This is a genomic window from Natronorubrum bangense (assembly GCF_004799645.1).
In the GTDB taxonomy this organism is placed as follows: Archaea; Halobacteriota; Halobacteria; order Halobacteriales; family Natrialbaceae; genus Natronorubrum; species Natronorubrum bangense.
The window spans coordinates 1,997,200-2,023,041 of record NZ_CP031305.1 but is presented as its reverse complement, the minus strand read 5'-3'; the positions used below and the strand labels follow the sequence as shown (position 1 = coordinate 2,023,041).

Genomic DNA, 25,842 nt, shown 5'->3' with positions numbered 1-25,842 from the left:
TCTATGACGGTCTCGTCTGGTTCTTTCGACCGCCCCTACGTGGGTATGCTGTATGTTTATGCGTCCGTCGACATTCATGTACACTATGAAATCGCTGGCCGGTGAGTCCGTCGTCGTGATCGGGGCTGGTGTTGGAGGCCTCTCGACAGCGTGTTATCTCGCTGACGCAGGCGCCGACGTCCACGTCATCGAAAAGAACGAACAGCTAGGCGGCAGAGCGAGCCGCCTCGAGAAAGACGGGTTCCGATTCGATATGGGGCCGTCGTGGTATCTGATGCCCGACGTCTTCGAGCGGTTTTTCGCCGACTTCGACCGAACGCCGTCGGATTACTACGAGCTGACGCATCTCGACCCACATTATCGGCTCTTTTTCAAAGATAGCGCGGAGCAAAGCTCCGCGAACGATGCGAGCGGGCAGAGCCCGCGAGCACACGGCGACAAGGTCGACATCACGCCGGATCTCGAGCGCACCAAACGCGTCTTCGAGGAGTACGAATCGGGTGCAGGTGATGCGTTAGAGCGCTACCTCGAGAAATCCCGCGAGAACTACGAGGTCGGCATGAAACACTTCGTCTACGAGGATCGGACGCAGTTGCGTGACTACCTCACGCTGGATGTGGCCAGACAAGCCCGCGGCCTTTCGTTGCTGGGGTCGATGCAGGGCCACGTCGAGAACTACTTCGATCACCCGAAGCTCCAGCAGATCATGCAGTACACGCTGGTGTTCCTCGGTGGCTCGCCGACGAACACGCCAGCGTTGTACAATCTGATGAGCCACGTCGATTTCAACCTCGGCGTCTGGTACCCCGAGGGCGGAATCGGGGCAGTCATCGATGCGCTCGTCGACCTTGGACGCGAGCTGGGAGTTACCTACGACACCGACCGGCCGGCGACGGCGATCAAAGGCCGAGAGGGGGCGTTTCTCGTCGACACGCCACAGGGCCCGCTGCGGCCGGACCTGGTCGTCAGCAACGGCGACTACGCCCACACCGAACAGGAGCTTCTGCCACCCGAGTCGCGCGGCCACGACGCCGACTACTGGGACTCACGCACGTACGCGCCCTCTGCGTTCTTGCTCTATCTCGGCGTCGAAGGCGACGTCGACGAACTGGCCCATCACACGCTCGTCCTCCCGACCAACTGGGAGGATCACTTCGAGCAAATTTTCGAGGACCCAGCCTGGCCCGACGAGCCCGCCTACTACCTGTGTGTCCCCTCCGAAACCGACGACACCGTCGCCCCCGACGGCCACAGCGCCCTGTTCGTCCTCGTGCCGATCGCCCCCGGCCTCGAGGACACCCCCGAGATCCGAGACGAGTACCGCGAGTTGATTCTCGAGGATATCGCCACCAACACCGGGACCGACCTGCGCGAGCGGATCGTCTTCGAGGAACAGTTCTGTGTCGAGGACTTCGCCAGTCGGTACAACAGCTACGACGGCACGGCGCTCGGACTGGCCCACACACTTCGGCAGACGTCGCTGTTCCGGCCGCCACACCGCTCTAAGGAGGTCGACGGTCTCTACTTCGTCGGTGGCGACACGACACCCGGCATCGGAATGCCAATGTGCCTCATCAGTGGCGACCTGACTGCCGAAAGCGTCCTCGAAGACTACGGCCAGCCAGCAGGACAGTGATCGGAGGACAGCTATGATAACGGGGTCGACGGCCTCGAGCGACGACGGGTTCATCACACAGCTCTCGTATCTGTTGACGCTGTCGCGGCCCCGATTCTGGCTCTATCTGGCGGGGCCGGTACTCGTGGGTGTCGCGTACGCTGCCAACACCACCAGCGAACTGTTCGCGCCGGCCGCGGTCGTGCTGTTCGCGTACTTCCTCGTTCCAGGGAACGTCTTCCTCTATGGGATCAACGACATCTACGATCGCGAGGTCGACACCGCGAACCCGAAAAAGGAGACGAAAGAGGCTCGCTATCGCGGCCAGCAGGTCGTGCCGTTCGCGGTAGCGGTCTGTGCGCTGCTCCCGCTGGCGCTGGTTCCGTTCATCCCCACAGCGGCGTGGCCCTGGCTCGTCGGTTTTCTCGTCCTCGGTGCAGCCTACAGCGCCCCACCGATCCGATTCAAGACCACGCCGCTGCTTGATTCGGTCTCGAACGGCCTGTATATCATGCCAGGAGCCGCGGCCTACGCCGCCGTCGCGGGAACACAGCCACCCACACTCGCCGTCGTCGGCGGCTGGCTATGGGCGATGGGGATGCACACGTTTTCGGCGATTCCTGACATCGAACCCGACCGCAAGACGGGGATCGAAACGACCGCGACGGTTTTAGGCGAATCACGAACCTACGCCTACTGTGGACTCGTCTGGCTCGCGAGTGCGCTCGCATTCGGCCTGCTCGATCCCCGACTCGGCGCGCTCATGCTCGTCTACCCTGGACTGATCGGGCTGCTCGTTTCCTCGAGCGTCGCCGTAGACAGAGCGTACTGGTGGTTCCCGGCGATCAACACAGTCGTCGGTGCAGCGTTGACGATGGGTGGACTCTGGAGGCTACTCCATGGCTAATCACGACTCACAGTTACGGACCGACACAACACGGACGACCGTCCAGCGCCGTCTCGAGGCGATCATCCGCGAGAATCGCTTTACTATCGCCGTCGTCTTTCCGGTTATTGGCGCGGTCACACTGGTTGCAAGCGCCGAAGGGCTCCTTCCCGAGCCGCTCGCGTACAATCCGCTGTTGATTCTCTTCGGGACGATGGTGATGCGCTCGCCGTTAGTCGTCGGCTTGCTCCCGAAGATCGGCTGGTGGGCACTCGGCTTGCTCGGCCTGCTGACGGCGTACACGTATGCGATCGAGATCGTCGGCGTACGGACTGACTGGCCCTACGGCGCCTTCGAGTACACGATCCAACTGGGGCCGATGCTGTTTGGCGACGTGCCACTGGCGCTCCCGCTGTTTTTTATCCCGCTGGTACTGAACGCCTACCTGCTCACGCTGTTGGTCCTCGGCGAGTGGAGCGAAAACCCACTCATCAGAGTGCTCAGTGCGATCGTCGCCGTCGTCGCGATCGATCTCGTCCTCGATCCGGCGGCCGTTGCGATCGGTTTCTGGGAGTTCAACCCTGCCGGCGTCTACTACGGCGTCCCGGTGTCGAACTACGTTGGCTGGGTCATTTCGGGCACCGTCGCCGTCGTTCTCGTCGATCTCGCTTTCGATCGTGAGTCGTTGCTCGAGCGCGTTCGCGAGTGTGAGTTCATTCTCGACGATCTGGTGAGCTTCGTCTTGCTCTGGGGCGCGATCAACGTCCTCTATAGCAACTGGCTGGCCGCCGGCGTCGCCGGGCTGTTCTGTCTCGGCCTGTTCCAAACCGACCGCTACGATCGCGACCTGATCCGGCAGGCGCTCCCCTCGAGTGGACTCAGCGGTCGCGAATCCTGAACGCCACGAGAGCGCCGCCAACCGGTGACGAGGATATCGCAGGCCGAACATGCGTGCTCTACGCTTTTGTTCCTCGACACAGAGAATGTCATATGGCAACTAGAGACAGTATCGTGTGTCCGATCTGTCACGACGTGCCGTCGCGTGATCGGAACTTAGAAGACCATCTCGTCACGGTGCATACGAAACAGAAACTGGCGAAGTTCGTGGTCGCCGAAACCGAAGCCCAGACTGAAACGGATATCTCGGAGTGAGCCTTGGCAAGGGGTTCCACTCGCATCTATCGAGCCGTGCTTCGAGAGTGAACGGTGCTGGTTCGGCGGACCACACACTCACCGATCTCTGTCGGTCGCCGGTTGATGCCGCGCGACGGTGGGTCTCGCAGCCTGAGACGGAGCTCACGGTACTGCGGGTCGGACGCTGGCTTATCGCGTCGGCACGCGACCGCCGTGTCCGGGTCCGCTTCGATCCGTCTCGAGTGCGGGAACGGCCGAGACACGCTGGAAGACGGCTTCAGGATCGCGGTTCCAGTGCCAGTGCCATCGAGTCTTGGCGAGACACCAGAGCTTTCGGGCCGACGACAGCTCCGGCTCGTGACTGAGAACGTCGTACTCCAGATTACGGATGACAGTGTGATGTTCCGCATAGAGGACAGCCGCAAGCAACACGGGAAGCTGACAGTCCTCGGGCAGATACCGAATGCCAGCAACGCCTTCCCGATAGAGCTCTTCCGTTCGCTTGAGCTCCGTGGCCATCACCGACGCGAACGACTCCGAGTGCTTGAGGCGTTCGATCTGTTCGGGTGAGACGCCATGTGCATGAAGCGTTTTCTGTGGCAGATAGATCCGGTTGCGTTCGATGATGTCCTCACGAACGTCTCGCAGGAAGTTCGTCATCTGGAACGCCTCGCCGAGTTTGACGGCGTGTGGAAGCGCCGTCTCCCGATCCTTGGGGTCCATAATCGCGGTCATCATCACGCCGACAGCAGCGGCTGAACCGCGCATATACGTCTCGAGGTCGTCGTACGTCTCATAGCGGTCGGTGTCGATATCCGACTGCATCGCATCGATAAACGTCTCGATTTCGGCATCAGCGATGTCGTACTCCCGACGGAGTTCGGTAAACGCCTCGAGGACGGGACCATCAGGGTCGGTGTTGCCGAGGGCCTGTTCGCGAAGCGCCTCGAGTTCGGCCCGCTGTTCGTCGGGTGGGACGCCAGCTGCATCGTCGACGACCTCATCAGCGATCCGGAAGAACGCATAGAGGACGTGCGTGGCGTGGCGGACCCGTTTCGGAAGGAATCTGGTTGCGAGGTAGAACGTTTTACCGGTCTGCTTCTGGATCGCCTTGCCTTTATCAATATGTTCCTGTTGCATTCTCAGTCTCATACCCGCTAGCTGCGGAGGGATGACGATGATACGACAGATACGTATAAAATACCTCACCCTCACTAGTGGGGTGTATGACTGTTCCTGTCAGGTGAATTAATTCAAAACTGCAGTTGTTACTCAGCAATATATTCGTATGGCAGGTTCAGTCAACGGAACATGAACCCGAATATCATGCACTCGATAAGAGGGCAGAGATCGCTGCGCAGCCTCAGGGTCGCTTTTCGAACGCTACTGTGATTCGGGCCGATCCCCCTCAAACAGCTCGTCGAGGAGCTTTTGCTGGGCAGTCCGGAGGTGCTGGTGAAACGTCGAGCGAGAGATATCCATCGACCGGGCGAGTTCTTCGCCCGAAACGTTGCGTGGCCACTCGAAGTAATCGGCGTAGTAGGCCTTCCGAAGCGCCGTCAGTTGGCGATCGGTAAGCGACGACTCCAGCCGTGCTGCCATGTTCTGTGGCGTTTCAGTCGGGTGGCCAGTCTCGTGGTAGCGAATCAGTTCGACAGTGTCGTAGCGCTGCTCGAGCAGGTCGTACGCCGAGCGTGCAGACTGGCCGTTCGGGAAGTCAATAGTGAGATCGGCACACGCTTCGCCGGTCGCTGTCGGGTGCGTCGTATGTCCCTCCGAGGCACTGGCGTCGAATCGCCGGAGTGATGCCCCGTGTTCGGACAGTGCCGTCACGACGCTGTCGCGAACGGCAACTTCGAGGAGTGCTCCCTCGTCGTACGCCGACAGAATCCGCACGTCAGTTACGCCCTCGATCGGCCCCGCCGCGGGAGGGGTGTCGACAGTGCGATCGGCGTGGAAAAACGCAATCGGTGTTCCGTCCTTGTCGTAGGTCAGTCCTCGGTAGGTAATCGTCGCCTCGAGTTCAGTCGCGAGTGCCGTCACGAACAGCGACGGATCTTCGATCTCGACCTCGACCTCGACGACAGTATCGCTCGCAAGCATATGTCGCGCCTCGATCGCGTTCATGCCGGTTGCGATCGTCCCCGCGAGCGATTCGAGAACGAGCCGCTCCCGTTCGGCGAAGGCATGCGGCCTCGAGGCGAAGAGAACGAGCACGCCGTACGTGACATCGCCGTAGGTCAACGGAAGTGCAGCGACCGACTGAAACGCCGTGCCGGCCCCTGTCGGCCACCAGTGGTCCGCCTCCGAAAACGTCTCAAGGTCCTGAAGCACCTGTGGCTCGCCCGTCTCGAGTGCCTGAACGGCTGGATGGCTGGCGTCCGAGCGAAGCACGAGGTCGCCGTCCTCGAGTGGAATTTCACCGCTGCGTGCCCACTCGCGTGGCGAGAGTCGATTGTTCGTCACGTCTGCTCGACCGATCCAGGCGAGAACGTAGGGCTCGGTTTCGGTGAGACGCGCACACACCTGCTGTTCGATCTCGTCGCGTGTCTGTGCACCGACGACGGCGTCAGTGACATCCCGAAGCAGGCCATCGACGCGCTCGAGGACGTGCTCGAGCGCCTGATGTTCCTCGCGGAGTTCGGCGGTGGTCTCCTCGACGGCGAGTTCCGCCAGTTTGCGGTCGGTAATCTCGAGATGGACGATCGAGATTCGGACGTCGCCGTCGATCGTAAACCGGTTGGCTCGCATCAGGAACCACTGCTTCTGTTCGGGTGTGTGACAGGGGTACTCCATGGAGAACGTCTCCTGCTCACCGTCGATGACCGCCTCGAGACCATCGATGGCGCATCTGGCATGGTCGTCGTCGTCGATTGCGGCAGTCGCAATATAGTCGACGCCGAGGTGGTCCGTCCGGTTCCCGTCCGAACCGAACTCGCGCCACGCCTGATTGGTCAGCAGGATCTCGCCATCCGTATCGATGACAGCAACGGTGATCGGCAGCGTCTCGAGAGTCGCTTCAGCGAGTTCGTGCCGGTGTTCCATTGGCAGGCGATTCGCGCTTGAGCCACATAACGAAACCGGGTGATCCGAGGTGGCCGCCAGTTCGCTTGGCTCGAGTTCGTCGACGGCCTCTTCGAACATCTTCACCCGTCTTTGAACCATATCGCAACGGTTGATCCGATCTGCGAGACGTCAGTTTCGGCGCGATCGACGGACGATCTCGATCACGTCGGTACATCGGTACAGCAGACCGTATGAGTCGAGCCGTGACCGCCAATAGACAGCGCGGAGATCCGTGATTGCTGCGCAGGTTCCGCCGCGATCCCCGTCCGAAACGCACGGACTGGCTACAGCTGTCTCGAGACGATAGGTCAGGAGAAATGATGACTCGACCAACACTTTTGTACACATCCGTAGACACCCTCAAAAGAGATCAGCGTGTCACACCACACCACCCCGAAAACGGTTGAGCTCTGGATTCGGTCGTTTACACCGATGAGCGCGGGTCCGACACAGGAGCAGGCGCTCGAGCGGCTTGATGACCTCGAGGCGAGCGCGCCGATCGAGTCGGTCGAGGTCGGCGTCTGGGGAAAAGTCGTCGGGCAGACGGCGGACACGACACGGATTCCACAGCTCCAGCGGATCGAAACGCGACTCGAGGCGTTCGAGTCGTGGGCTGCCCAAACCAGTCGGTCGCTCGAGCCGTTCTTTCGAGAGACGCACATCGAGTGTTCGATCACGGACGAACAGTACGACGTATGGCGACTGCCGACGGTTGCCCTGGCCGAGTTCAGCGGCGACGATGAACTCCTCCATGTCGCCCCCTGCCGCGACGGCGAGACCACGATCGATGTCGGCGATCGGATCGATGCACTCGTCGATGAGGAGACGGATCCATCGGTGCCCATCGACGACGAACAACAACCCAACGAAGTGATCATCGACCGGCTGGACGACCAAACAACAAGCTATAGCAGCGCTCACCTCCAGTCGCCATCGTCTCGTTCTGATTGATACGTGTCAGACCACCACTGTGGTGGGGGAGAGTCTGACCAGTGACAGCGACTCGTCGCAACAACGAACCGATCACTCGAGGTGAGTGTCAAGCACGACGTGAACAACACCTATGCCATAGAATGGCATACTCGGACGCATGGTAACCGAATCAGTCAGCCTCGGGAAGTCACGATGTCGCAACTGTGGTTTCGAAGCCCCCGGCGGTGACGACGCGTGGCGACGGATCGAGGTTCCGAAACTGGGGCGAATGACACAGTGTCCAGAATGTGGCAGTACGGACGTGATCACGAGTCGATGACTGTGGCATAGGCAGACAGACTCTTGGGCCTCTCGGTACTACTCATCTGCATGGCACACGAAACGGACGAACACGGTTCCGACGCTGATCAACCCTTGAGCGACAGCGAGTGGCGAGCCGAACTGAGCGAAGAGGAGTACCGCATTCTTCGCGAAGCCGGGACTGAGCCGCCATTTAGCGGCGAGTTCGTCGACCACAAAGCCGACGGAAGCTACGTCTGTGCCGGCTGTGGTGCTGTCCTGTTCGACTCTGAGACCAAGTTCGAGTCGGGCTGTGGCTGGCCCAGTTTCTACGACACCGACGGCGATCGCATCGAGACGCGACTCGACACCAGCAACGGCATGCGCCGGACCGAGGTCCTGTGTGCAAACTGCGACGGCCACCTCGGTCACGTCTTCGATGATGGGCCCAATCCCACCGGAAAACGCTACTGCATCAACTCGGTGGCCCTCGACTTCGACGAAGGATAGACTGAACCAGTGAACGAGAGAGTCGCGACTGCAGGCACGCTCCTTCTCGACCGACTGTCTCGCCACCAGCCCCTCTACTGAACGGTCAACCACCGAAGAGCGACGACGGGAAACTGCTATGGTGATCATCCAGGCCGACCCAGTCGACTGCTCAAGCGCCCATCGTCGGCGAGGTCGGAACGGACACCGAAGACGATTCCAGCAGACAGAAAAGCGGTGTCGTCGACCACATGTCGTTGATCGATGACACCGCCACGCCTGCACTGCGCAAGTCGATGCCACACCATCATCCGTCTGCCGGCCCAAGCGATTTCCGGATCGTCGTCGAGATTGGGATATGGCCGACTCGAGTCCCCGCTCGATCGTTCGTGACGTCGCTGCAGTTGCTCGCGAGCGCCAAATTAGCGTCACCTCTGCAGGTCTGGCTTATCACGCGTTCAACACCCTCGTCCCGCTGGTCGTCCTCGCGCTTGTCGCCGTCACGCTCGTCGACTCGCTCGAGCCGCTGGTGAGCGCCCTCGAGACGGCGGCGGGCCTCGAAGGGATGGTGACTGACGACGGGCTCGAGGGAGCGGTCGGGACCGGCGTCGACCGGACGCGGGCGGCGGTCCTCGCAGTCGCCATTCTGCTGTGGAGTGCAGTGCGCCTGTTTCAGGCAGTCAACAGCGCGTTTACCGACGTCTACGGCTCACGAAAGAACCAATCGTACGTGACCACGGCCGCGACGGTCACGCTGGTCACAGCCCTGAACGTCGTCCTCGTAACGGCGACGGTCGCGGTCGGTGTCATGCTGGTCGGCGTCGTCGGCATCAGTCTCTCGGTTCTCGTCGGTGGGGTCTGGATGACAGCAGCCAGTGCCGTGTTGCTCGTCGGCCTGTTGATGGCCGTCTTCCTCCCGATGTACTACCTCTTTCCCCAGCCAGACGTCTCGGTCGGCGAGGTGCTCCCGGGGACAGTGTTCGCTGCGCTTTCCTGGACCGTCCTCGCCGTCGGCTTTCGGCTCTACGTCGCGACCTCAGAGAGCGTCGCACTGTTCGACATCGCCGGTGCCGTGCTGTTGGTTCTAACATGGGTTTACTTCGGTGGGCTCTGTCTCCTGCTCGGTGCCGTGCTCAACGCCGTCCTCGCGGGACACGTCGATCCCGACGATGACTGGATACCGTTGGGGGACCACTGGTCGAAATACGCCTAACGAATGGGTGATCGACGAACGCGGCGTGTGCTGGATTCCGTGCGCTGTTCAGATCGGCGGTCGGTCTACGGCGGCGAAAAGCGATGGATTCTATCAGTTTCGAACGGTATTGGGTATGAATGGCTTCTGTACGGACCGTCGACGACACCCACCTCCTCGTCGTTGCCGACGATGGAGACCTGCTCTCGAGTGTCGCCGAGAGCGAATGCGACGCCGAACTGCTCACGGCGTCGACTGCAGCCGCGGCGCTCGAGACGCTCACAGAGCGGCCAGTCGACTGCATCCTGACACCCCACCGGCTTCCGGACGCAAGCGGTCTGGACCTCCTCGAGCGAGTTCGCGAGCGTGAGCCGGACTGTCCGGTCGTGTTCGCACCCAGTGATGGCGACGAAACGCTTGCGAGTGCAGCGATCACAGCGGGCGTGACGGAGTACGTCCCCGAAGATCGACGCGCCACAGAGCTGACAGCAGCGCTCGAGCGCGCACTCGAGGCAGGACAAGAGCGACGGGAACGGCGCGCACAGTCGCGCCAGTTCAGTGCACTGTTCGACGACCCGAAAACGTATTCATGGGTGTTGACGCCTGATGGAGACGTTCGTCGAGCGAACGAGGTCGCCCTCGAGGCGATCGACACGACTGAGACGGCCGTCCGCGGGCAGTCGTTTGCTGACCTCCCGTGGTGGCGGTGTGCCGAGGCAGGGCAGACGGTGCTCGAGGCAGCACTCGAGCGGGCCGCGGCGGGCGAGATCGTCCACAGGGAGGTGACACAGGCACAGGTCGCCGACGAGGCTGGCGACGCCGCTGACCCGCGGACGCTCGAGGTGACGATTCGACCGGTGTACGATGACTCGGAGACAGTCGTCTCGCTACTTGCACGGGCGACTGACGTCACCGAGCGAGTCCGTCTCGAACAGGAGTTGCGCGAATCAGAGGAGCTGCATCGGGTGACGCTCAACAACATGACCGACACCGTCCTCATCACGAACGATGCGGGCGAGTTTACCTACGTCTGTCCGAACGTCCACTTCATTTTCGGCTACACCGACGACGAGATCCACGAGATGGGGACGATCGACGAACTCCTTGGTCCGGACCTCTTCGATCGGGCAGCTCTCGAGGCCGACGGCGTGTTGACCAACATCGAGTGTACGGCGACCGACAGGGCGGGCCGCGAACGCACGTTGTTGGTCAACGTGCGCGAAGTCTCGATTCAGGATGGCACGCTCCTCTATAGCTGCCGGGACGTAACGACACGCAAACACCGAGAGGAGGCACTGACCGCACTTCACCGAACCACGCGAAAGCTGCTCTACGCCGAAACCGACCGCGAGATAGCAGACATTATCGTCGAAGATGCCCCCGAGATCCTCGATCTCGAGGCGAGTGGGGCCTACCTGTTCGACACCGACGACAACGTGCTTCGGCCAGCTGCTGTCTCGTCGGGGCTAAAACGGCTCCACGGGCCGCTCTCACAGCGGCGGGCCACCACCGACAGCATCGCGGGTGGCGTCTTTGTCGAGGGCCAGTCCCGCTTTTTCGCGGACATCCACGATGCGGATACGCTCTCGGATCCGACGACCGATCTCAGGAGTGGCGGGTTCGTCCCACTGGGCGATCACGGTGTCTTCGTCGTCGGCTCGCCGGTCGTCGACGCGTTCGACGACGTCGCTCGAGAGCTGACCGATCTCGTCGCGACGACCGCAGCCGCGGCGCTCGATCGGGTCGAACGGGAACGGACGCTTCGTGAACGCGACCGTGAACTCAAACAGCGAAACCGGGAACTCACCCGACTCAATCGAGTTAACGAGATTATCCGTGAACTCGACGCTGCACTCGTCCGGGCGGAAACTCGAGCGGAGATCGAGGCTGCCGTCTGCGAGCGGCTCACGTCTGCCGACCGGTTTTCGTTCGCCTGGATCGGGAGCTCGGACGTGACGGACGATCGACTCGCCGTGAACGCACACGGCGGGACGGGGCGCGGACAGGACTACCTCGACAGCGTCTCGCTGTCGCTTGCGGAGGGACGCGAGCCAGCAGTCCTCACGGCAACGACTCGCGACGTGACCGTCGTCTCGAACGTCGTCGATCGGCTCCACGACGAGCCCTGGCGTTCCGAGGCGCTCGCTCGAGAGTATCAGTCGATCACCAGCGTGCCGCTTGCCTACGACCAGTTCACCTACGGCGTGTTGACCGTCTACGCCGACCAGCCCGACGCGTTCGACGAGGTGACACGGACCGTCCTCGCCGAACTCGGTGAGACGATCGCCTCCGCGATCGCCGCTGCCGAACGCAAACAGGCGCTGTTGACCGACTCCCGGACGCGCCTCGAGTTTGACGTCTTCGACGACGGCTTCGTGTTTTCTAGACTCGCACAGGCGACCGACTGTGTGCTTTCGTTCGACGGCGGTGTCCGTCTCCACGAGGACGGCGCTGCAGTGTTCGCGACGGTCACAAACGCGTCCCCGGACGTCGTTGCCGACGCCGCGGACGAACTCGTCGCTGTCGAACGCGCACAGGTGATCAGCGGGACCGAACCCAGTACCGAGACCGGGACCATCCTGCTCGAACTCTCAGCACCGTTTCTGGCGCTACAGCTTGCAGACCACGGGGTCGTGTTACACAGCGTCGAGGCGACGCCTGAGCAGACACGGATCGTCGTCGATGTTCCACAGACTGTCGATGCGAACGCAAGCATCGACGTCGTCTCGCATGCCTTCTCGGATGTCGAACTACACGCAAAACGCAGCGTCGATCGAACGGCCGCCAGCGACCGCCGGGCCGAGTTGCTCGAGCGACTCACCGACCGCCAACTCGAGGTCGTCCAGCTGGCGTACTACGGCGGCTACTTCGAATCCCCGCGGGATCGCTCGGGAGCCGAGATCGCAGACACGCTCGGTATCTCACCGGCTGCATTCTATCGCCACATCCGAACTGTGCAGCGAACGTTGTTTACTATCCTCTTCGAGGAGATCGGGCTCCCGGCAAACACTACATCAAGGGTTGAATAGTGAACCCCTTCAGATCACCGACGCTAGCTATCTGACGAACACTCATATCCTAATATCCCTATTATTGTTAAATCGAAACCACACCCACCCATGAAAGACGTTCAACTCAACCCAAAAGAAGAGTCGACCTACGAGTGTTTTAGCTGTGGTACCGTCGTCCGTGCAACAGCACCGGAGCGCTGCCCGAAATGTGGTGCCGACATGCGAAACCGGCAGACACCGATCGAGTAATCGACGGCATCGTTGACTCGCTGGCAGGGAAACGATTACCGGGTTCTCGCTCTTCTCTCGAGACGGATGTCCGAACCATCGACTCGAGACCACGAAATCGCCCATCCTGTTTTTGCGACGCTCTACGACTGGCTCCCACAGGCGTTCCTGCTTGCACCCCATCGGAGCTACCTCGTCGCGGATCTCTCGGGGCGCGTACTCGAGCTGGGCTGTGGCACCGGGGATATGTTTCCGTTCGTCGCCGACATCGATACGTCAGCGATCGAGTATCACGCCATTGAGCCGGATCCACACATGCGAACACGGGCGGCACGCACCGCTCGCGACCTCGGTCTCGATGTCACCCTCCAGGATGCACGCGCCGAATCGTTGCCCTACCCCGACGACAGTTTCGACGTCGTACTCGCCAGCGTCGTCTTCTGTACGATTCAGGACCCCGACGCCGCCATCGATGAGGTTGCACGGGTGTTGAAACCGGGCGGCGAGTTCCGCTTTTTCGAGCACGTTCATGCCGACGGCTGGCAGGGAACCGGCCAGCAGCTGCTCAACCCGCTTTGGGAGCGTGTCGCCGGTGGCTGCCAACTCACCCGCGAGACGGTTCCGCGATTCGTCGGTCACGACGCCTTCGCAGTCGACGAGATCGAACGCCTCGAGTTCGGTATCTTTCCAGCGACGCCGTTCGTCCGCGGAACGTTGCGGCGTCGACGCGACAGCGTGCTCGGCTAACGCCTCGCAGTCGGTTTCTGAACCGCGCCAGTGTCGAACCCGGAGGCTGCAGGTGGAACCGTTTCCCAAGAGACCGTCCTAGAAGAGGGTATGTCCGAACCGGATCGAGAGCCGACGGAAACGCCCACGACCTCCAGAGACGAGGCCGAAGCGGAAGGGCAATGGATGGCCCGCAACTGGCTCGGAATCGCTGTCGTCTCGATACTGTCGCTGGTGCTGCTCGCGCTCGCGTTGATGCAATGGACCGGCCTCATCAACGTCTTCGCCCCGATCGCGGAGACAGAGGGCCAGCAGTGGGGCGCGTTGATCTTCCTCGCGCTCGTCGTGCTCATCCTCGGTGGCTGGAGTTGGAAAGCGATCCTCAGCTGAACCAGGCGCTCCGATGGCTCGCCTGACAACCGATCGGTCCTCCGTCGAGTCGAAAACGGCCCGCTGAGTGTCGAGTCCTGACACAGCCAGCCAGCGGTGAAATATAGCACACCCGTTCGGACTACTGCTCGTTCGCCTCGAGCACCTCGCGGTTCCGAATCCAGGCGTCGGCCCCGAACTTCCGAGCGGCGAGGTCGGCGGCGGTCTCGAGTTCGTCGTCGCACCAGTCGCCCTCGTCCGCGTCACACCACTCCCCGAGCGCCGTCGCAAGGGTATCGACAGCCGCTTCGCGGTCGATCCCCACCTCATCCTGAATGCTCGTCACTCGGTCGGTGAACACGGCTGGTTCGAGGTCCGTCTCGAAGACGCCGACGTGACGAGTGGGCTCGAGGGCGTAGCTGATCGAGCCGTGCTGGATGACGACGTCGCGCTGTCGGTACTGGGCGTTGCCGCTGATCTTCCGTGCGTCTGCGCCCGCAGTTGCGGGCGCGACGACGTCGTGGGCCGGGTTGATATCCCGTAGATAACACGAGGGGTAGTAGATCGACGACTGCTCGACGGCGGCGAAGTCGGCGTCGACACCCATGCGTTCGAGTCCCTCGAGCACCGGCTCACAGAACAGTTCGTAGCAGTCCATCAGGTCGCCGGGCACCTCGTCAGCAGGGGCAACGATGGTGTACGAGATGTCGGCGTATCGGTCGTGATAGATCCCGCCGCCGCCGGTTTGCCGGCGAGTGACGTCGATCCCCGCCTGCTCACAGTACGCCCAGTCGACCGTGTCGGCGTCCTGTCGGTACCCAAGCGAGAGCGTACTCGGCTCCCATGAGTAGACCCTGACTGTCCGCAGATCGTCCTCGAGTGCTGTCGCTGCAGCGACTTCCTCGAGGGCCATCTGTGTCGCCCCATCACGGGGCTCGTCCCGAAGCAATCGCCACGAACGGTCGGCGAGGTCAGTCATACTCGTCCGATCGCTGGCTGTCGAGTTAGAGGTTGCGACGGGAACGCATGCCCGGTGAGAACACCCCATGCTCGCGGCGGTCGATCTATGCCAGAAACAGAACGCGGTAAGGCCTCGAAGTCGGCTCTCGAGGCCCGCGTCAGACATAGGTATGAAATCCGAAAGTCGACGGCGAGTGAGCGGATTCACGCCGCCGAATCAGGGCTCGAGCACGAGCCGTCACGGTCGGTGGGACACGGGAGCACTTGGTTGATAGGCGGTCATGTCAAGTAGCTACCGTCTCCGTGTTTCAGATGGCTCCCCCACTGGTTTCGCGAGTTGGACCGATCGAGGCGAACATCTTCGCCAGCCGCCACTTCATCTAGTCTCGATGTCGATTATAGATCCATAAAGAATATTATAAACAATGTTCAAAGCTGAGCCACATGGAAGTCCCGCTCTTAGTAACCGATTTCCTCGACCGGGCGCGCAAGTACTACGGCGACGAAGAAGCGATCGTTGCGACGACAGGCGAACGGTTCACGTACGACGAGTTCGGCGACCGGGCCGACCGACTGTCTGCAGTGTTGCAAGAGCGCGGCATCGAGAAAGGTGATCGTGTGGCGGTCCTCGACCCCAACACGCACTACCACCTCGAGTCGGCGTACGGGATCATGCAACTCGGTGCGATCCACGCGCCGCTGAACTACCGGCTGACGCCCGAGGACTACGAGTACATGCTCAACGACGCCGGCGTCACGGCCGTGGTCGCCGACTACGAGTACGCCGAAAAGATCGAAGCGATTCGTGACGAGGTCCCCACCGAGACGTTCATTACGAACGACGCCGACGCCGTCGAGGGCGACTGGGAGGACTTCGACGCACTCATCGAGGACGCTGAACCCGACTACGAGCGCCCGGAGATGAGCGAGGACGACGTTATCACGATCAACTACACTTCAGGAACGACCGGCGACCCGAAAGGCGTCATGCGAACACACCGCACCGAGTCGCTGCACGCCCAGCTCGTCACGATCCACCACGAGATCACCGACGACGACGTCTACCTCTGGACACTCCCGATGTTCCACGTCAACGGCTGGGGCCACATCTACGCCATCACCGGCATGGGCGCGAAACACGTCTGTACCCGCGGCGTCGACGCCGGCCAGATCTTCACCGACATCGCCACCGAAGACGTTTCGTTCCTCTGTTGTGCGCCGACGGTGCTCAGCCTGCTCGAGGAGTACCGCGAGGAGAACGACGTCGAACTAACGGGCGACAACCCAATGCGGGTCACCGCAGCTGGCGCGGCACCGCCGGAAAGCATCATCGAAACCGTCGAAGAGGAGTTCGGCTGGCACTTCCGCCAGCTCTACGGGGCGACCGAAACTGGGCCGCTCATCGGCACCTCCGCGACTCGACGCCTCATCGACGAGGACAGCGAGCGCCGCTTCGCGCTCAAAAAGCGTCAGGGGATCGCCCCGCTGGCGACCCAAGTCGAAGTCGTCGACGACGAGGGCAACGAAGTGCCGTGGGACGACGAAACCATCGGCGAGATCCTCGTCCGTGGCAATCAGGTCATGGAAGGCTACTGGGAGAAACCCGAGGAGACCGACGAAGCGTTCAACGACAAACGTGAGGGATGGTTCCACACCGGCGACCTGGCCGTTGTCAACGACGACGGCATGATCGCCATCCAAGACCGCGAGAAGGACATCATCATCTCCGGCGGGGAGAACATCTCGAGCATCGAACTCGAGGACACGCTGTTCGACCACGACGCAGTTTCGGACGTGGCCGTCATCCCATCCCCGAGCGAAAAATGGGGCGAGACGCCGAAGGCGTTCGTCGTGCCGTCGAACGACGACCCCGAGAACCCACCGATCTCTCCGGACGAACTGACGGCGTTTACCCGTGAGAAACTCGCCGGCTACAAGGTCGTCCACCGCGTCGAGTTCGTCGACGAACTGCCCAAGACGGCGACGGGCAAGATCCAGAAATACGAACTCCGCGAGGAGGAGTGGGACGAAGAAGAGGGCATGGTCGGCCAGGGATAACGCCGCACCCGAACGAGTCAGAACGGCCGCTTGGCCGGCCGTTGAATCGTCGTCATAGGTAACTACATCCGTTTTTTTATCGCGACCGTCGCTGCGTTCTCGGAGTAGAACACAGTACTGTAGTCCAGTCACTCGATGGCCGATTAACCGCGCAGACGACCGCTGCGTAGCAACTCCCGAATGCCACACCGACGTAGGACCACTGTGGTCTGACGTGGAGTGACGCGGGTTCCGTCTACTGTGTAAGTGGTGACGTTCCTATAGTAACAACTGAACCGATGTACACACGCATCCCACAGCAGTCGTGCGATACGGTCGTGCAGTGATGTTCAGTGGCTACTATAACAGACACGACACCAGCGTCACATACTTGAGTTCAGTGGTCGCCCAACAGAGAGCCATCCGTTCGACAGCTATCGATGTTTGATATCGCAGCATGCAATTCATATCAGGGCAGTGCCGCCGCGCGAGTACCGATACACGACGCTGGCAACAGTAGGCCTGGGCGAAAGGAGGAGACGCTCGAGAAGGGGTGTACAACCAGACCGACCAGCAGCGGGGTCACGACGTTTTTACGTATCCACCAGCTATCCGGGGTATGGTGCGGAACGTCGCCGGATTACTTCCGGAACTCGAGGCCGAGGACTTCTATCTCCTTTCGGGGGTCGAACAGGGGATGCGCTTTTCGGAGTGGGTCCAGCGGGAGAAGCTCCCGAAGTTCTCCGGCTTGACCGAAGAGGAGGTCGACTACCGACTCGAGCGCTGTCTCAAGCGCGGGTTAGTCGAAAAGAAAACAATCCAGTACGAGGGGTACACCCTCCAGTTCGAGGGGTACGATATTCTCGCGTTGCGAGCACTCGTCGAGCAGGACACGATCAGCGAGTTCGGCTCGCCGCTGGGCGTCGGCAAGGAGAGTGACGTCTACGAGGTTCGCTCCTACAAACCACTCGCGCTGAAGTACCACCGCGAGGGGTATACCAACTTCCGAGAGGTCCACAAAGAACGCGATTACACGTCGGACAACGAGCACGTCTCCTGGATGTACACCGCTCGAAAAGCCGCCGAACGGGAGTACGACATCCTCGAAGCGCTGTATCCGGACGTCTCGGTTCCGCGGCCGATCGGCCAGAACCGCCACGTCATCGTCATGGAGAAGATGGACGGCGTCGAACTCTCACAGACGAGACTCACGGACGACCAGGTCCTCGGCGTCCTCGATCTGTTGCTCGAGGAGATTGCACTCGCCTACGAGACCGGGTACGTCCACGCGGACATGAGCGAGTACAATGTCTTCGTCAGCGAGGACGGCGTGAAGATTTTCGACTGGCCACAGGCGATTCCGACTGATCACGAGAACGCGACCGAGTTCCTCCGGCGCGACCTGACGAACACCCTGGGGTACTTCCGCCGAAAGTATCCACAGCACGTTCCGGACGATATCGACAGTGACGATGTGGCGGTCTCGATCGAAGAGGAGTCGTTCGACAGCATAGCCGAGTTCGTCTCGTAACAAACGTGCGCTTTTCAGCGGGAGTTGGGTCGTAGCGGCTTCGATGGCGAACGCCTGCGTTGTGAGTGTTGGTGTGATCGGCTGCGAGGGCTGTCAGCTGTGTGTGAGCAATTGAATCCCGACAAAACGGCTTGAACACCGTTTCGAGGGCAGTCATAGCCATTTTTTTGGGGGGAGCATACTCCGGCAGAATTGTTTTCAGTAAACCTCATATAGCGATATAAAATAGCCGCAAGGCGGAGCAACAGTCGTTGGGAGCAGGACGGGCCCACCGACTCGAGAGAGGCGACCCAGACGCGCGATGCTGGCGCAGAGTGGGCATCGGGACAGCCACTTCCGGAGTTCGAAGCCCTTATACTCGAGAGTTGGATAGACTGTCGTAGACTCGCTGGGTCGCGGGCGTCAGCGGGCACCTGTGCAGCATTGTGCTACAGGTCGGGATGTGATCCGCGGGGCATGGCCCCGGTCAGGATTGAACCAGGAAACGCCCGCGGGAACATACAATGGCAAAAAGCTTCTACTCCCACATCAAGGACGCATGGAAAGACCCCGACGACGGTAAGCTCGGGGAGTTGCAGTGGCAGCGAAAACAGGAATGGCGCAAGCAGGGCGCAATCGAGCGGATCGAGCGACCAACCCGTCTCGACAAGGCACGCGAACTCGGCTACAAAGCCAAACAGGGCATCGTCATGACCCGCGTGTCGGTCCGCAAAGGGACCGCCCGAAAAGAGCGCTTTACCGCCGGTCGCCGAACGAAGCGCCAGGGTGTCAACCGTATCGGACGGCGCAAGAACATCCAGCGCATCGGTGAGGAGCGCGTCTCCCGCAAGTACCCCAACCTGCGCGTGCTCAACAGCTACTGGGTCGGTGAAGATGGCTCGCAGAAGTGGTTCGAAGTGATCCTCGTTGATCCGAACCACCCCGCCATCCAGAACGACGACGACCTGAACTGGATCTGCGACAGCGCTCACCAGAACCGCGCCTTCCGTGGCCTGACCAACGCTGGCAAGGCCAACCGTGGTCTCAACAACCGCGGCAAAGGTGCCGAGAAGGTCCGACCGTCCAACAACGGCGGTCAGGGCCGCGCGAAGTAACAGCGGCCGACAGTTTTTGCGGTTTGTGCTGTTGACTCGAGTGTGGAGCACCTGCGCTCGGTCGGGCCTCGTGGCATGACCGATCACGCGAGCCGACGAGTGTTGCAGGCTGGCGGACGCTTATATTGCCGGCACCAGTACACAGACACACATGGTAGATCACGTCCTTGTTCCAGTCGACGACTCAGAGCAATCGATGGATGCACTCGAGTTTGCCTGTACGCAGTACCCAGAGGCAACAATCACGGCGCTTCATGTCATCGATCCCGGCGACTTCTACGGCGCGACGGGTATCGAAGGCAGCGCGATGACGAACTACGAGCAGATCCAAAAAAACCACGAGAATTGGGCCGAAAATCGCCTCGAGGAAGCGCGCAAGCAGGCCGCTGACTTCGGCGTCGAGATCGAAACGGACCACATGGTCGGCGGGATTTCACGCTCGATTGTCAACTACGCCGAGGAACACGACGTCGACCACATCGCGATCGGCAGCCACGGTCGCACAGGCGCAAGCCGCCTTCTTCTCGGGAGTGTCGCCGAGAAGGTGGCCCGTCGCTCTCCGGTCCCGGTGACGATCGTTCGGTGATCACGCGCCGGTCGACAGTTGCTTTTGAGCGCTACCCGTGTGTATATTTCTCACAGTGGACCACATATGAACGATTAGGAACGGTCCCGTCCTAGTGACGGGTATGACCGATGCCAAGACACACGTTGCGTTCGTCTGCGTCCAGAACGCTGGTCGAAGCCAGATAGCAACTGCCTACGCCGAACGCGAACGCGAGACGCGCGGGCTCACCGACGACGTAGTGATCCACTCCGGTGGGACACATCCTGCCGATGCCGTCCACGACGTCGTCCGTGAGGCGATGGCCGACGTCGAAATCGATCTCGCCGATCGCAAGCCACAGGAAATCGCCACGGAGACTCTCGAGTCCTGTGACTACGTTGTGACGATGGGCTGTTCGACACTCGATCTCGAGGCCGACACCGACGTCCGCGACTGGGATCTGCCGGACCCACACGGACAGGAGAAAGAGACGGTCCACGAGATCCGCAACGACGTGAAAACGCGTGTCGAGGCGCTGTTCGACGAAATCGAAGCGACGCGAACCGACTGACCGACTGCAAAACGACGGCGTGGGGCCGCGTCTGGATATGAAAACGAGTGCTCGAGTCGCAGCTTAGGCCGAGACGGTGTGGCTCTCCTGTTCGGACTCCGAGGAGCGCATGTCCAGATCGGCCCGGAGCGCCTCGATGGCGTCCTCGGGGTCCGTTTCGGAGTCGAAGACTCGATCAAAGCCCATTTGTCGGAAGAATTTCCGGGTTTCCTCGAAGTCGTCCTGTCCGACGGCGAGGTTGCCGCCGATGTAGGTCGTGACGTCCTCGAGGCCAGCGTCGGCGACTTTCTGGTGGAAGCCCTCACAGTCCTGTTTTGCGTGACCGTAGAGGGAGGAAACGAGTACAGCCTCGGCGTCGTGAGCCGTTGCGGCGTCGACGAACTCTTCCTGGGAGCTCTGGACTCCAAGGTTGATAACGTCGAAGCCGGCTGCCTCAAACGCCTGTTCCAGGATGGTAATCCCGACGACGTGTGCGTCGGAACCGATCACGCCGAGGATGACTGTCTTCGTCATGTTCGTACTACCACCAACAGGGGGGAACACCATAAACCTAATGATTAATAATGTGGTAGTGATTCACATGATTTTCCATGCGAGACTGTCGGGGCGGTGTAGAACAGTGAATTGAAAAGGATTCAACAGAACTAGAGAGCCGTGTCGCCGTCTTACAGTCAGACAGTTGTCAGTGAACCAACTGGTGCGTCGGTGTGGTTTCGAGCCCGCTGGATGCCGTCGTCGCCGGCCGCAATGAGTGCAAAGACCCCGGCAACGTCGGCGTTGGCAGTTCCGACGATATCGAGCAGGAGTTCCTGTGTCTCACCCGAACGGATGAGGTCGTCGACGACGAGTACCGAATCGCCTTCGTCGATGGCCGACTCGGGGAGATAGTAGGTGAGTTCGATCCCCGACTGGAGCCGTTCACGCGCCTCGATAAACTCCTCGACGGCGGTTTCCTTGCGTTTTTTGGCGTACGCACACCGCGTCCCGTAGTAACTCGCAAGCGAGGCAGCGAGCGTGATCCCATCCGTCGCAGCAGTGAGGACGACGTCAGGGCGGTCGAAGTCGAACCCGTTCGCGACGACGGGAGCAACGAGGTCGAGAAACGGCTGGTCGAAGACGGTCGCAGAGTTGTCGATGTAGCCGTCGTCGTCAACCCGAATCCGTGCAGTGAGTTCCTCGGCCAGTGCGTCCCGACCGAGTTCTTCAACGACGTTTCGTGCGCGCTCGGTACCCGGGAGAACGTGTCCGTTAACGTACCGGTTGAGGTCGCCTGCCGGAAGCGCCGTCGTCTCGGCGAGTTCGTCATACGTTCGGGTTTCCTTTAACATCCGCAACACGTCGACGGCCCGCAACTGCAGGGCTGCCTTCTCTGCTCTGTTCATACAGGTATGCACGATTCCGCAACCATGGGTATTTCGATTCGAAAGACACACAAGATCAGCACGAATGTGACACCTCAACGGGGCAGCTACGGTTCGCGATCGTTGTCGATCGGCTTTTCACGACCATAGCGCCGGACGAGCCGTCGCATCACCCGAGCCTGCGCTTTCTGCAGGAGCATCGATGCCGTACTCGAGGCACAGTCCAACGCGTCGGCAACGGCGTCGACCCCGGCGTCACGGGGAACCTCGAAGTAGCCGACGTCGACCGCGGCTTCGACGGCCTCGAGTTGTCGGTCCGTCAGCTCGCCGGTGATCGGTGCGTGCCGGCGGTCGTAGTCGCCGATCGCCCGAACGGTCACGTCGATGCTGTCCGGGAGTCCATCAAGCATCGCCTGCAGGTCATCACTGCTCCCGACGACAGTCATGTAGAACGCAGCCTCGGAATCGTAGACGACGGGCGGAACGACGACGAGGTTCAGGGCAGCAAATGCCTCGCGCCAGCGGACGTCTTCCTCGCGCGTTTCCTGACAGATGGAGACGTAAAACGAGTCACTGTCGATCGGCGTGAGATCGTACCACCGAACCGACTCGACAGCCTCGAGTCGTTCCACGTAGGGCTCGCGCTTGGCTTCGACGTAGAACAGCTCGTACTCGAGGGCATCCTCGCGGGCAGCAAGGTTCCATGCGCGGAGTTCCTCGTAGTGGACGGCGTCTCCCTCTCGGATAAATCGCTGCATCGGGTGAAGCATCCAGTCGGGTTGTGAGAGGCGAACGTCGAGGTACTTCATCCGGTTGTCCACTACTCAACTGCCACGAGAATATAAATCGGCTAGTGTGTCCGTGGAAACGCCCAGTTCGAACGCGACCGAATACGGAGCTATGACGCTACTCGAGTCGGACGACTGGTGCAGTCAGCGGAAGGTGGTGCCATGCTCGAGTCACTGACCACGATCGCGTTCGCAATCGCCGTGGGCAGTCTCCTCATCACGTTCGTGGGGGTCGCTGTCAGTGCGCTCGGCGTGGCGAACTACTGGCCGCCGGGCGAACGAAACTGGGCGTTTTACATTCAGTGGTCACTCTCACAGCTGTTCAGCATTGCATTGCTCGTCATCGCTGTCCTCGACTGGAACAGTCTCGGACTCCCACGGCTGCCGACGCTCGCTGTGGGATCGATCCTGTTTGTCGTCGGCTTCGTCGTGGCGATCGCGGCGGGACGCGACCTCGGCGTCGAAGAGACGACAGGTTTGACCGGCGAGTTGCGCACCGACGGCTGGTATCGGTACTCGCGCAATCCACAGTACGTCGGCTACATCGTTGCGTCAGTCGGCTTCGCGCTGCTCGCAAACTCGACACTGACGGCCGTCCTCTGTGCGATGTACGTCGGCTGGTGGCTGACGCTGCCTTTCGCCGAGGAACCGTGGCTACGAGAACAGTACGGCAAACCGTACGAACGATACGCCGAGCGCGTCCCGCGGTTCGTCGGCCTGCGAACGATTCGTGCAGTCGTCGGCAATCGGGCGGAACCCGCTCTCACGGAGTAACCCGTGACGGGCTGGGCAGTTCTCGCGTCCGGTGAAAAACAATGCTGCTGCGTTGACTGACCGGCGTCAGTCCTGCAGGAAATCCGGCTCCGTCCGCTGCTCGTCGCGTTCGGCCTCGAGATGGGCCTTGAACTCGTCGATTTCGACGTCGTACTCCTGATCCTCGAAGCGGTCACGGACCGAGATGTTGCCGTCGGCTTGCTCGTTGTCGCCGACGATGATCTGGTAGGGCACGCGGTCGTCGTGGGCCGCACGGATCTTGCGCTCGAGCGTCGAGTCGCGGTCGTCGACCTCGACGCGGAACTCGTCGAACTCGTTTGCGACCTGATGGGCGTAGCCGAGATTGTTATCCGAGATCGGCAGCACGCGGACCTGCTCGGGCGCGAGCCACAGTGGGAATCGACCCTCGTAGTGCTCGATGAGCATCATAAAGAACCGCTCGTAGCTGCCATACAGCGCGCGGTGGATCATCACCGGCTCGTGTTCTTCGTTGTCCTCGCCCACGTAAGACAGATCGAACCGGTCGGGCATGTTGAAGTCCAGCTGGACCGTCGGGCCGTCCCACGAGCGCCCGATCGCATCCTCGAACGCGAAGTCGATCTTCGGGCCGTAGAACGCGCCGTCGCCCTCCTCTAACTCGTAGTCGAGGTTGCGCTTCTCGAGGACGTTCTCGAGTTGTTCTTCTGCGTGTTCCCAGATCTCGTCGCTGCCGACCGATTTCTCGGGCCGGGTGGCCAGCGCCATCTCGTACTCGAGGTCGAACGTCTCTAAGACGTCCGTGATCATGTCCATGATCTCCTCGACCTCGCGTTCGATCTGGTCGGGCCGGATGAACAGGTGGCCGTCGTCGATGGTAAACGCCCAGACTCGCGAGAGGCCCGACAGTTCGCCGCGCTGTTCTTTGCGGTAGACCTTCCCGTTCTCGGCGTAGCGGATCGGGAGGTCACGGTAGCTCCAAGACTGGTCCTGGAAGATAGCGGCGTGACCGGGGCAGTTCATCGGCTTCAGGCCGAACTCGTCGTCGCCAACGTCGAAGATGAACATGTCGTCGGCGTAGTTCTCGTAGTGACCCGAGCGGTGCCAGAGATCCGTCTTGAAGACGTGTGGCGTTTCGACGTAGTCGTAGCCGGCATCTTTGTTGAGGTCCTCGACGAAGTCCTCGAGTTCCTTCAGCACCGTCTTCCCCGGCGGATGATACAGCGGCAGTCCGGGGCCGGTGACGTCCTGAATCGAGAACAGGTTCATCTCGTTGCCGATCTTCCGGTGGTCGCGCTTTTTGGCTTCCTGCTGGCGCTCGAGATAGGCTTCGAGGTCGCTTTCGTCCTCGAAGGCGGTGCCGTAGATCCGCGTCTGCATCGTATTTTCCTCGTCGCCGCGCCAGTAGGCACCGGCGATCTCGAGCAGTTCGACAGCACCGATTTCGCCCGTCGAATCGACGTGTGGGCCGGCACAGAGGTCCTCCCACTCGCCCTGTTTGTAGAACGAGACCTCCTCGTTCTCGTCGGCGAACTCCTCGAGTAACTCGAGTTTGTACTGCTCGTCGGCGAGGCGGTCTTCGGCCTCCTCGATCGAAACGTCCTCGCGTTCGATCTCGTAGTCGTCTTCGATGATGGCCTCGATTTCGTCCTCGAGGGCAGCGAGGTCTTCCTCGTCGATGTCGAGGTTATCGAAGTCGTAGTAGAAGCCGTCGTCCGTCGGCGGGCCAATCGCGAGATCGACATCGTCGTAGTGGCGTTCGACGGCCTGGGCGAGACAGTGCGAGGCGGAGTGGCGCATCACACGAAGGTACTCCTCGGACTGGTCGGTGACGATCTCGAGGTCGACACCGTCGTAGACGGGTGCTTCTTTGGCGACGAGTTCACCGTCGAGTTTGCCGGCGACCGTGTCTCGGCCGAGGCCGGGACCGATTTCGTAGGCACAGTCTTCGACCGTCGACCCCGCGTCGACCTCGAGTTCGGATCCGTCTGGCAGTACGACCACGAGTTGCTCCTGTGATTGTGGATCTGATTCTGACATGGATGTTACTATGGCTTGGTTGTGAACTTCGGTAAGAAGTCCGATTGGACGTCCGCTCTGGCCGCTCGTCTGTGGAACCGTGTCGACACAGCGAGCGGTAGGTGTAGGTTAGAAACGGGCGAAAGCCCCTGTAAAGCGGACACCTACCATCGTGGATACGGGTAGTCTCGAGCGGGATAAAAACATTGTGATGGGGCGTCGTCGACCGAACCGTTTTGGCTCCGAATCGGCTACA

General features: G+C 61.1%; 25 protein-coding genes. 18 read left to right on the top strand and 7 right to left on the bottom strand.

Annotated elements, in window-relative coordinates:
- The first annotated feature begins 85 nt into the window (after positions 1-85).
- The 4 genes from DV706_RS10115 (at position 86) to DV706_RS21750 (ending at position 3,653) form a co-directional block, all read left to right on the top strand.
- Positions 86-1,636 carry a phytoene desaturase family protein gene (locus tag DV706_RS10115; RefSeq protein ID WP_006064728.1) on the top strand — a complete coding sequence of 517 codons (1,551 nt, stop codon included), beginning with the start codon at positions 86-88 and terminating at the stop codon, positions 1,634-1,636.
- A gap of 13 nt (positions 1,637-1,649) precedes the next feature.
- Positions 1,650-2,522 (top strand): prenyltransferase, encoded by an 873-nt coding sequence (locus DV706_RS10110; RefSeq protein WP_006064729.1) that lies wholly within the window; start codon positions 1,650-1,652, stop codon positions 2,520-2,522.
- A complete protein-coding gene (gene cruF / locus DV706_RS10105; protein ID WP_006064730.1) occupies positions 2,515-3,399 on the top strand; it encodes a bisanhydrobacterioruberin hydratase in 885 nt (294 codons plus the stop codon). The genes DV706_RS10110 and cruF overlap by 8 nt, the downstream gene beginning before the upstream one ends.
- Positions 3,400-3,491: 92 nt before the next feature.
- On the top strand, positions 3,492-3,653 hold the full coding sequence (locus DV706_RS21750; protein ID WP_006064731.1) for a hypothetical protein: 162 nt from the start codon (positions 3,492-3,494) through the stop codon (positions 3,651-3,653).
- Between the two features lie 171 nt (positions 3,654-3,824).
- On the opposite strand, the gene DV706_RS10100 is transcribed toward DV706_RS21750, so the two are convergent.
- Positions 3,825-4,775, bottom strand: coding sequence for a phytoene/squalene synthase family protein (locus DV706_RS10100; RefSeq protein ID WP_006064732.1), 951 nt, complete (start codon positions 4,773-4,775; stop codon positions 3,825-3,827).
- Between the two features lie 243 nt (positions 4,776-5,018).
- A complete protein-coding gene (locus tag DV706_RS10095; protein WP_049889623.1) occupies positions 5,019-6,680 on the bottom strand; it encodes a bacterio-opsin activator domain-containing protein in 1,662 nt (553 codons plus the stop codon).
- A gap of 453 nt (positions 6,681-7,133) precedes the next feature.
- On the opposite strand from DV706_RS10095, the gene DV706_RS10090 reads away from it, so the two are divergent.
- The 8 genes from DV706_RS10090 to DV706_RS10060 all read left to right on the top strand — a co-directional run bounded on the left by DV706_RS10090 (position 7,134) and on the right by DV706_RS10060 (position 13,949).
- A complete protein-coding gene (locus DV706_RS10090; protein ID WP_006064734.1) occupies positions 7,134-7,652 on the top strand; it encodes an HTH domain-containing protein in 519 nt (172 codons plus the stop codon).
- A gap of 139 nt (positions 7,653-7,791) precedes the next feature.
- The gene (locus tag DV706_RS21745) at positions 7,792-7,953 is read left to right on the top strand and encodes a hypothetical protein (protein WP_006064735.1); all 162 of its coding nucleotides are present in this window, start codon (positions 7,792-7,794) and stop codon (positions 7,951-7,953) included.
- A 50-nt stretch (positions 7,954-8,003) separates the two neighbouring features.
- Positions 8,004-8,423, top strand: coding sequence for a peptide-methionine (R)-S-oxide reductase MsrB (msrB, locus tag DV706_RS10085; RefSeq protein ID WP_006064736.1), 420 nt, complete (start codon positions 8,004-8,006; stop codon positions 8,421-8,423).
- Positions 8,424-8,760: 337 nt separating this feature from the next.
- Positions 8,761-9,615, top strand: a complete 855-nt coding sequence (locus DV706_RS10080) for a YihY/virulence factor BrkB family protein (protein ID WP_006064737.1) — start codon at positions 8,761-8,763, stop codon at positions 9,613-9,615.
- A gap of 119 nt (positions 9,616-9,734) precedes the next feature.
- Positions 9,735-12,623, top strand: a complete 2,889-nt coding sequence (locus DV706_RS10075; RefSeq protein ID WP_006064738.1) for a bacterio-opsin activator domain-containing protein — start codon at positions 9,735-9,737, stop codon at positions 12,621-12,623.
- A gap of 90 nt (positions 12,624-12,713) precedes the next feature.
- Positions 12,714-12,854, top strand: coding sequence for a rubrerythrin-like domain-containing protein (locus tag DV706_RS10070; RefSeq protein ID WP_006064739.1), 141 nt, complete (start codon positions 12,714-12,716; stop codon positions 12,852-12,854).
- Positions 12,855-12,920: 66 nt separating this feature from the next.
- Positions 12,921-13,580 (top strand): class I SAM-dependent methyltransferase, encoded by a 660-nt coding sequence (locus DV706_RS10065; RefSeq protein WP_006064740.1) that lies wholly within the window; start codon positions 12,921-12,923, stop codon positions 13,578-13,580.
- Positions 13,581-13,670: 90 nt separating this feature from the next.
- Positions 13,671-13,949: a hypothetical protein gene (locus DV706_RS10060; protein ID WP_049889624.1), complete on the top strand. Its 279-nt coding sequence runs from the start codon at positions 13,671-13,673 to the stop codon at positions 13,947-13,949.
- Between the two features lie 121 nt (positions 13,950-14,070).
- Here the strand turns inward: DV706_RS10060 and DV706_RS10055 are convergent, their stop codons facing one another.
- Positions 14,071-14,907, bottom strand: coding sequence for a lipoate--protein ligase family protein (locus DV706_RS10055; protein WP_006064742.1), 837 nt, complete (start codon positions 14,905-14,907; stop codon positions 14,071-14,073).
- Positions 14,908-15,332: 425 nt separating this feature from the next.
- Here DV706_RS10055 and DV706_RS10050 point away from each other — a divergent pair, with 425 nt between their 5' ends.
- From DV706_RS10050 to DV706_RS10030, 5 genes are all read left to right on the top strand, one after another.
- Positions 15,333-16,946: a long-chain-fatty-acid--CoA ligase gene (locus DV706_RS10050; RefSeq protein WP_006064743.1), complete on the top strand. Its 1,614-nt coding sequence runs from the start codon at positions 15,333-15,335 to the stop codon at positions 16,944-16,946.
- A gap of 598 nt (positions 16,947-17,544) precedes the next feature.
- Positions 17,545-18,456, top strand: coding sequence for a serine/threonine-protein kinase RIO2 (locus DV706_RS10045; protein ID WP_006064744.1), 912 nt, complete (start codon positions 17,545-17,547; stop codon positions 18,454-18,456).
- A 503-nt stretch (positions 18,457-18,959) separates the two neighbouring features.
- Positions 18,960-19,550 (top strand): 50S ribosomal protein L15e, encoded by a 591-nt coding sequence (locus DV706_RS10040; protein ID WP_006064745.1) that lies wholly within the window; start codon positions 18,960-18,962, stop codon positions 19,548-19,550.
- Positions 19,551-19,701: 151 nt separating this feature from the next.
- The gene (locus DV706_RS10035) at positions 19,702-20,136 is read left to right on the top strand and encodes a universal stress protein (RefSeq protein WP_006064746.1); all 435 of its coding nucleotides are present in this window, start codon (positions 19,702-19,704) and stop codon (positions 20,134-20,136) included.
- 103 nt (positions 20,137-20,239) lie between these two features.
- Positions 20,240-20,668 (top strand): arsenate-mycothiol transferase ArsC, encoded by a 429-nt coding sequence (locus DV706_RS10030; protein ID WP_006064747.1) that lies wholly within the window; start codon positions 20,240-20,242, stop codon positions 20,666-20,668.
- A gap of 63 nt (positions 20,669-20,731) precedes the next feature.
- Here DV706_RS10030 and glmS read toward each other — a convergent pair whose 3' ends face one another.
- The 3 genes from glmS to DV706_RS10015 all read right to left on the bottom strand — a co-directional run bounded on the left by glmS (position 20,732) and on the right by DV706_RS10015 (position 22,838).
- Complete coding sequence (gene glmS / locus DV706_RS10025) at positions 20,732-21,181, bottom strand: methylaspartate mutase subunit S (RefSeq protein WP_006064748.1); 450 nt, start codon at positions 21,179-21,181, stop codon at positions 20,732-20,734.
- Between the two features lie 158 nt (positions 21,182-21,339).
- On the bottom strand, positions 21,340-22,050 hold the full coding sequence (locus DV706_RS10020; protein ID WP_006064749.1) for a phosphoribosyltransferase family protein: 711 nt from the start codon (positions 22,048-22,050) through the stop codon (positions 21,340-21,342).
- A gap of 86 nt (positions 22,051-22,136) precedes the next feature.
- Positions 22,137-22,838: a helix-turn-helix domain-containing protein gene (locus DV706_RS10015; protein WP_006064750.1), complete on the bottom strand. Its 702-nt coding sequence runs from the start codon at positions 22,836-22,838 to the stop codon at positions 22,137-22,139.
- Positions 22,839-22,979: 141 nt separating this feature from the next.
- Between DV706_RS10015 and DV706_RS10010 the strand changes: the two genes are divergently transcribed.
- On the top strand, positions 22,980-23,591 hold the full coding sequence (locus tag DV706_RS10010; RefSeq protein WP_049889625.1) for a methyltransferase family protein: 612 nt from the start codon (positions 22,980-22,982) through the stop codon (positions 23,589-23,591).
- 66 nt (positions 23,592-23,657) lie between these two features.
- Here the strand turns inward: DV706_RS10010 and thrS are convergent, their stop codons facing one another.
- Entirely contained in the window at positions 23,658-25,607 is a 1,950-nt protein-coding gene (thrS, locus tag DV706_RS10005) for a threonine--tRNA ligase (RefSeq protein WP_136350856.1), read from the bottom strand.
- Positions 25,608-25,842 lie beyond the last annotated feature (235 nt).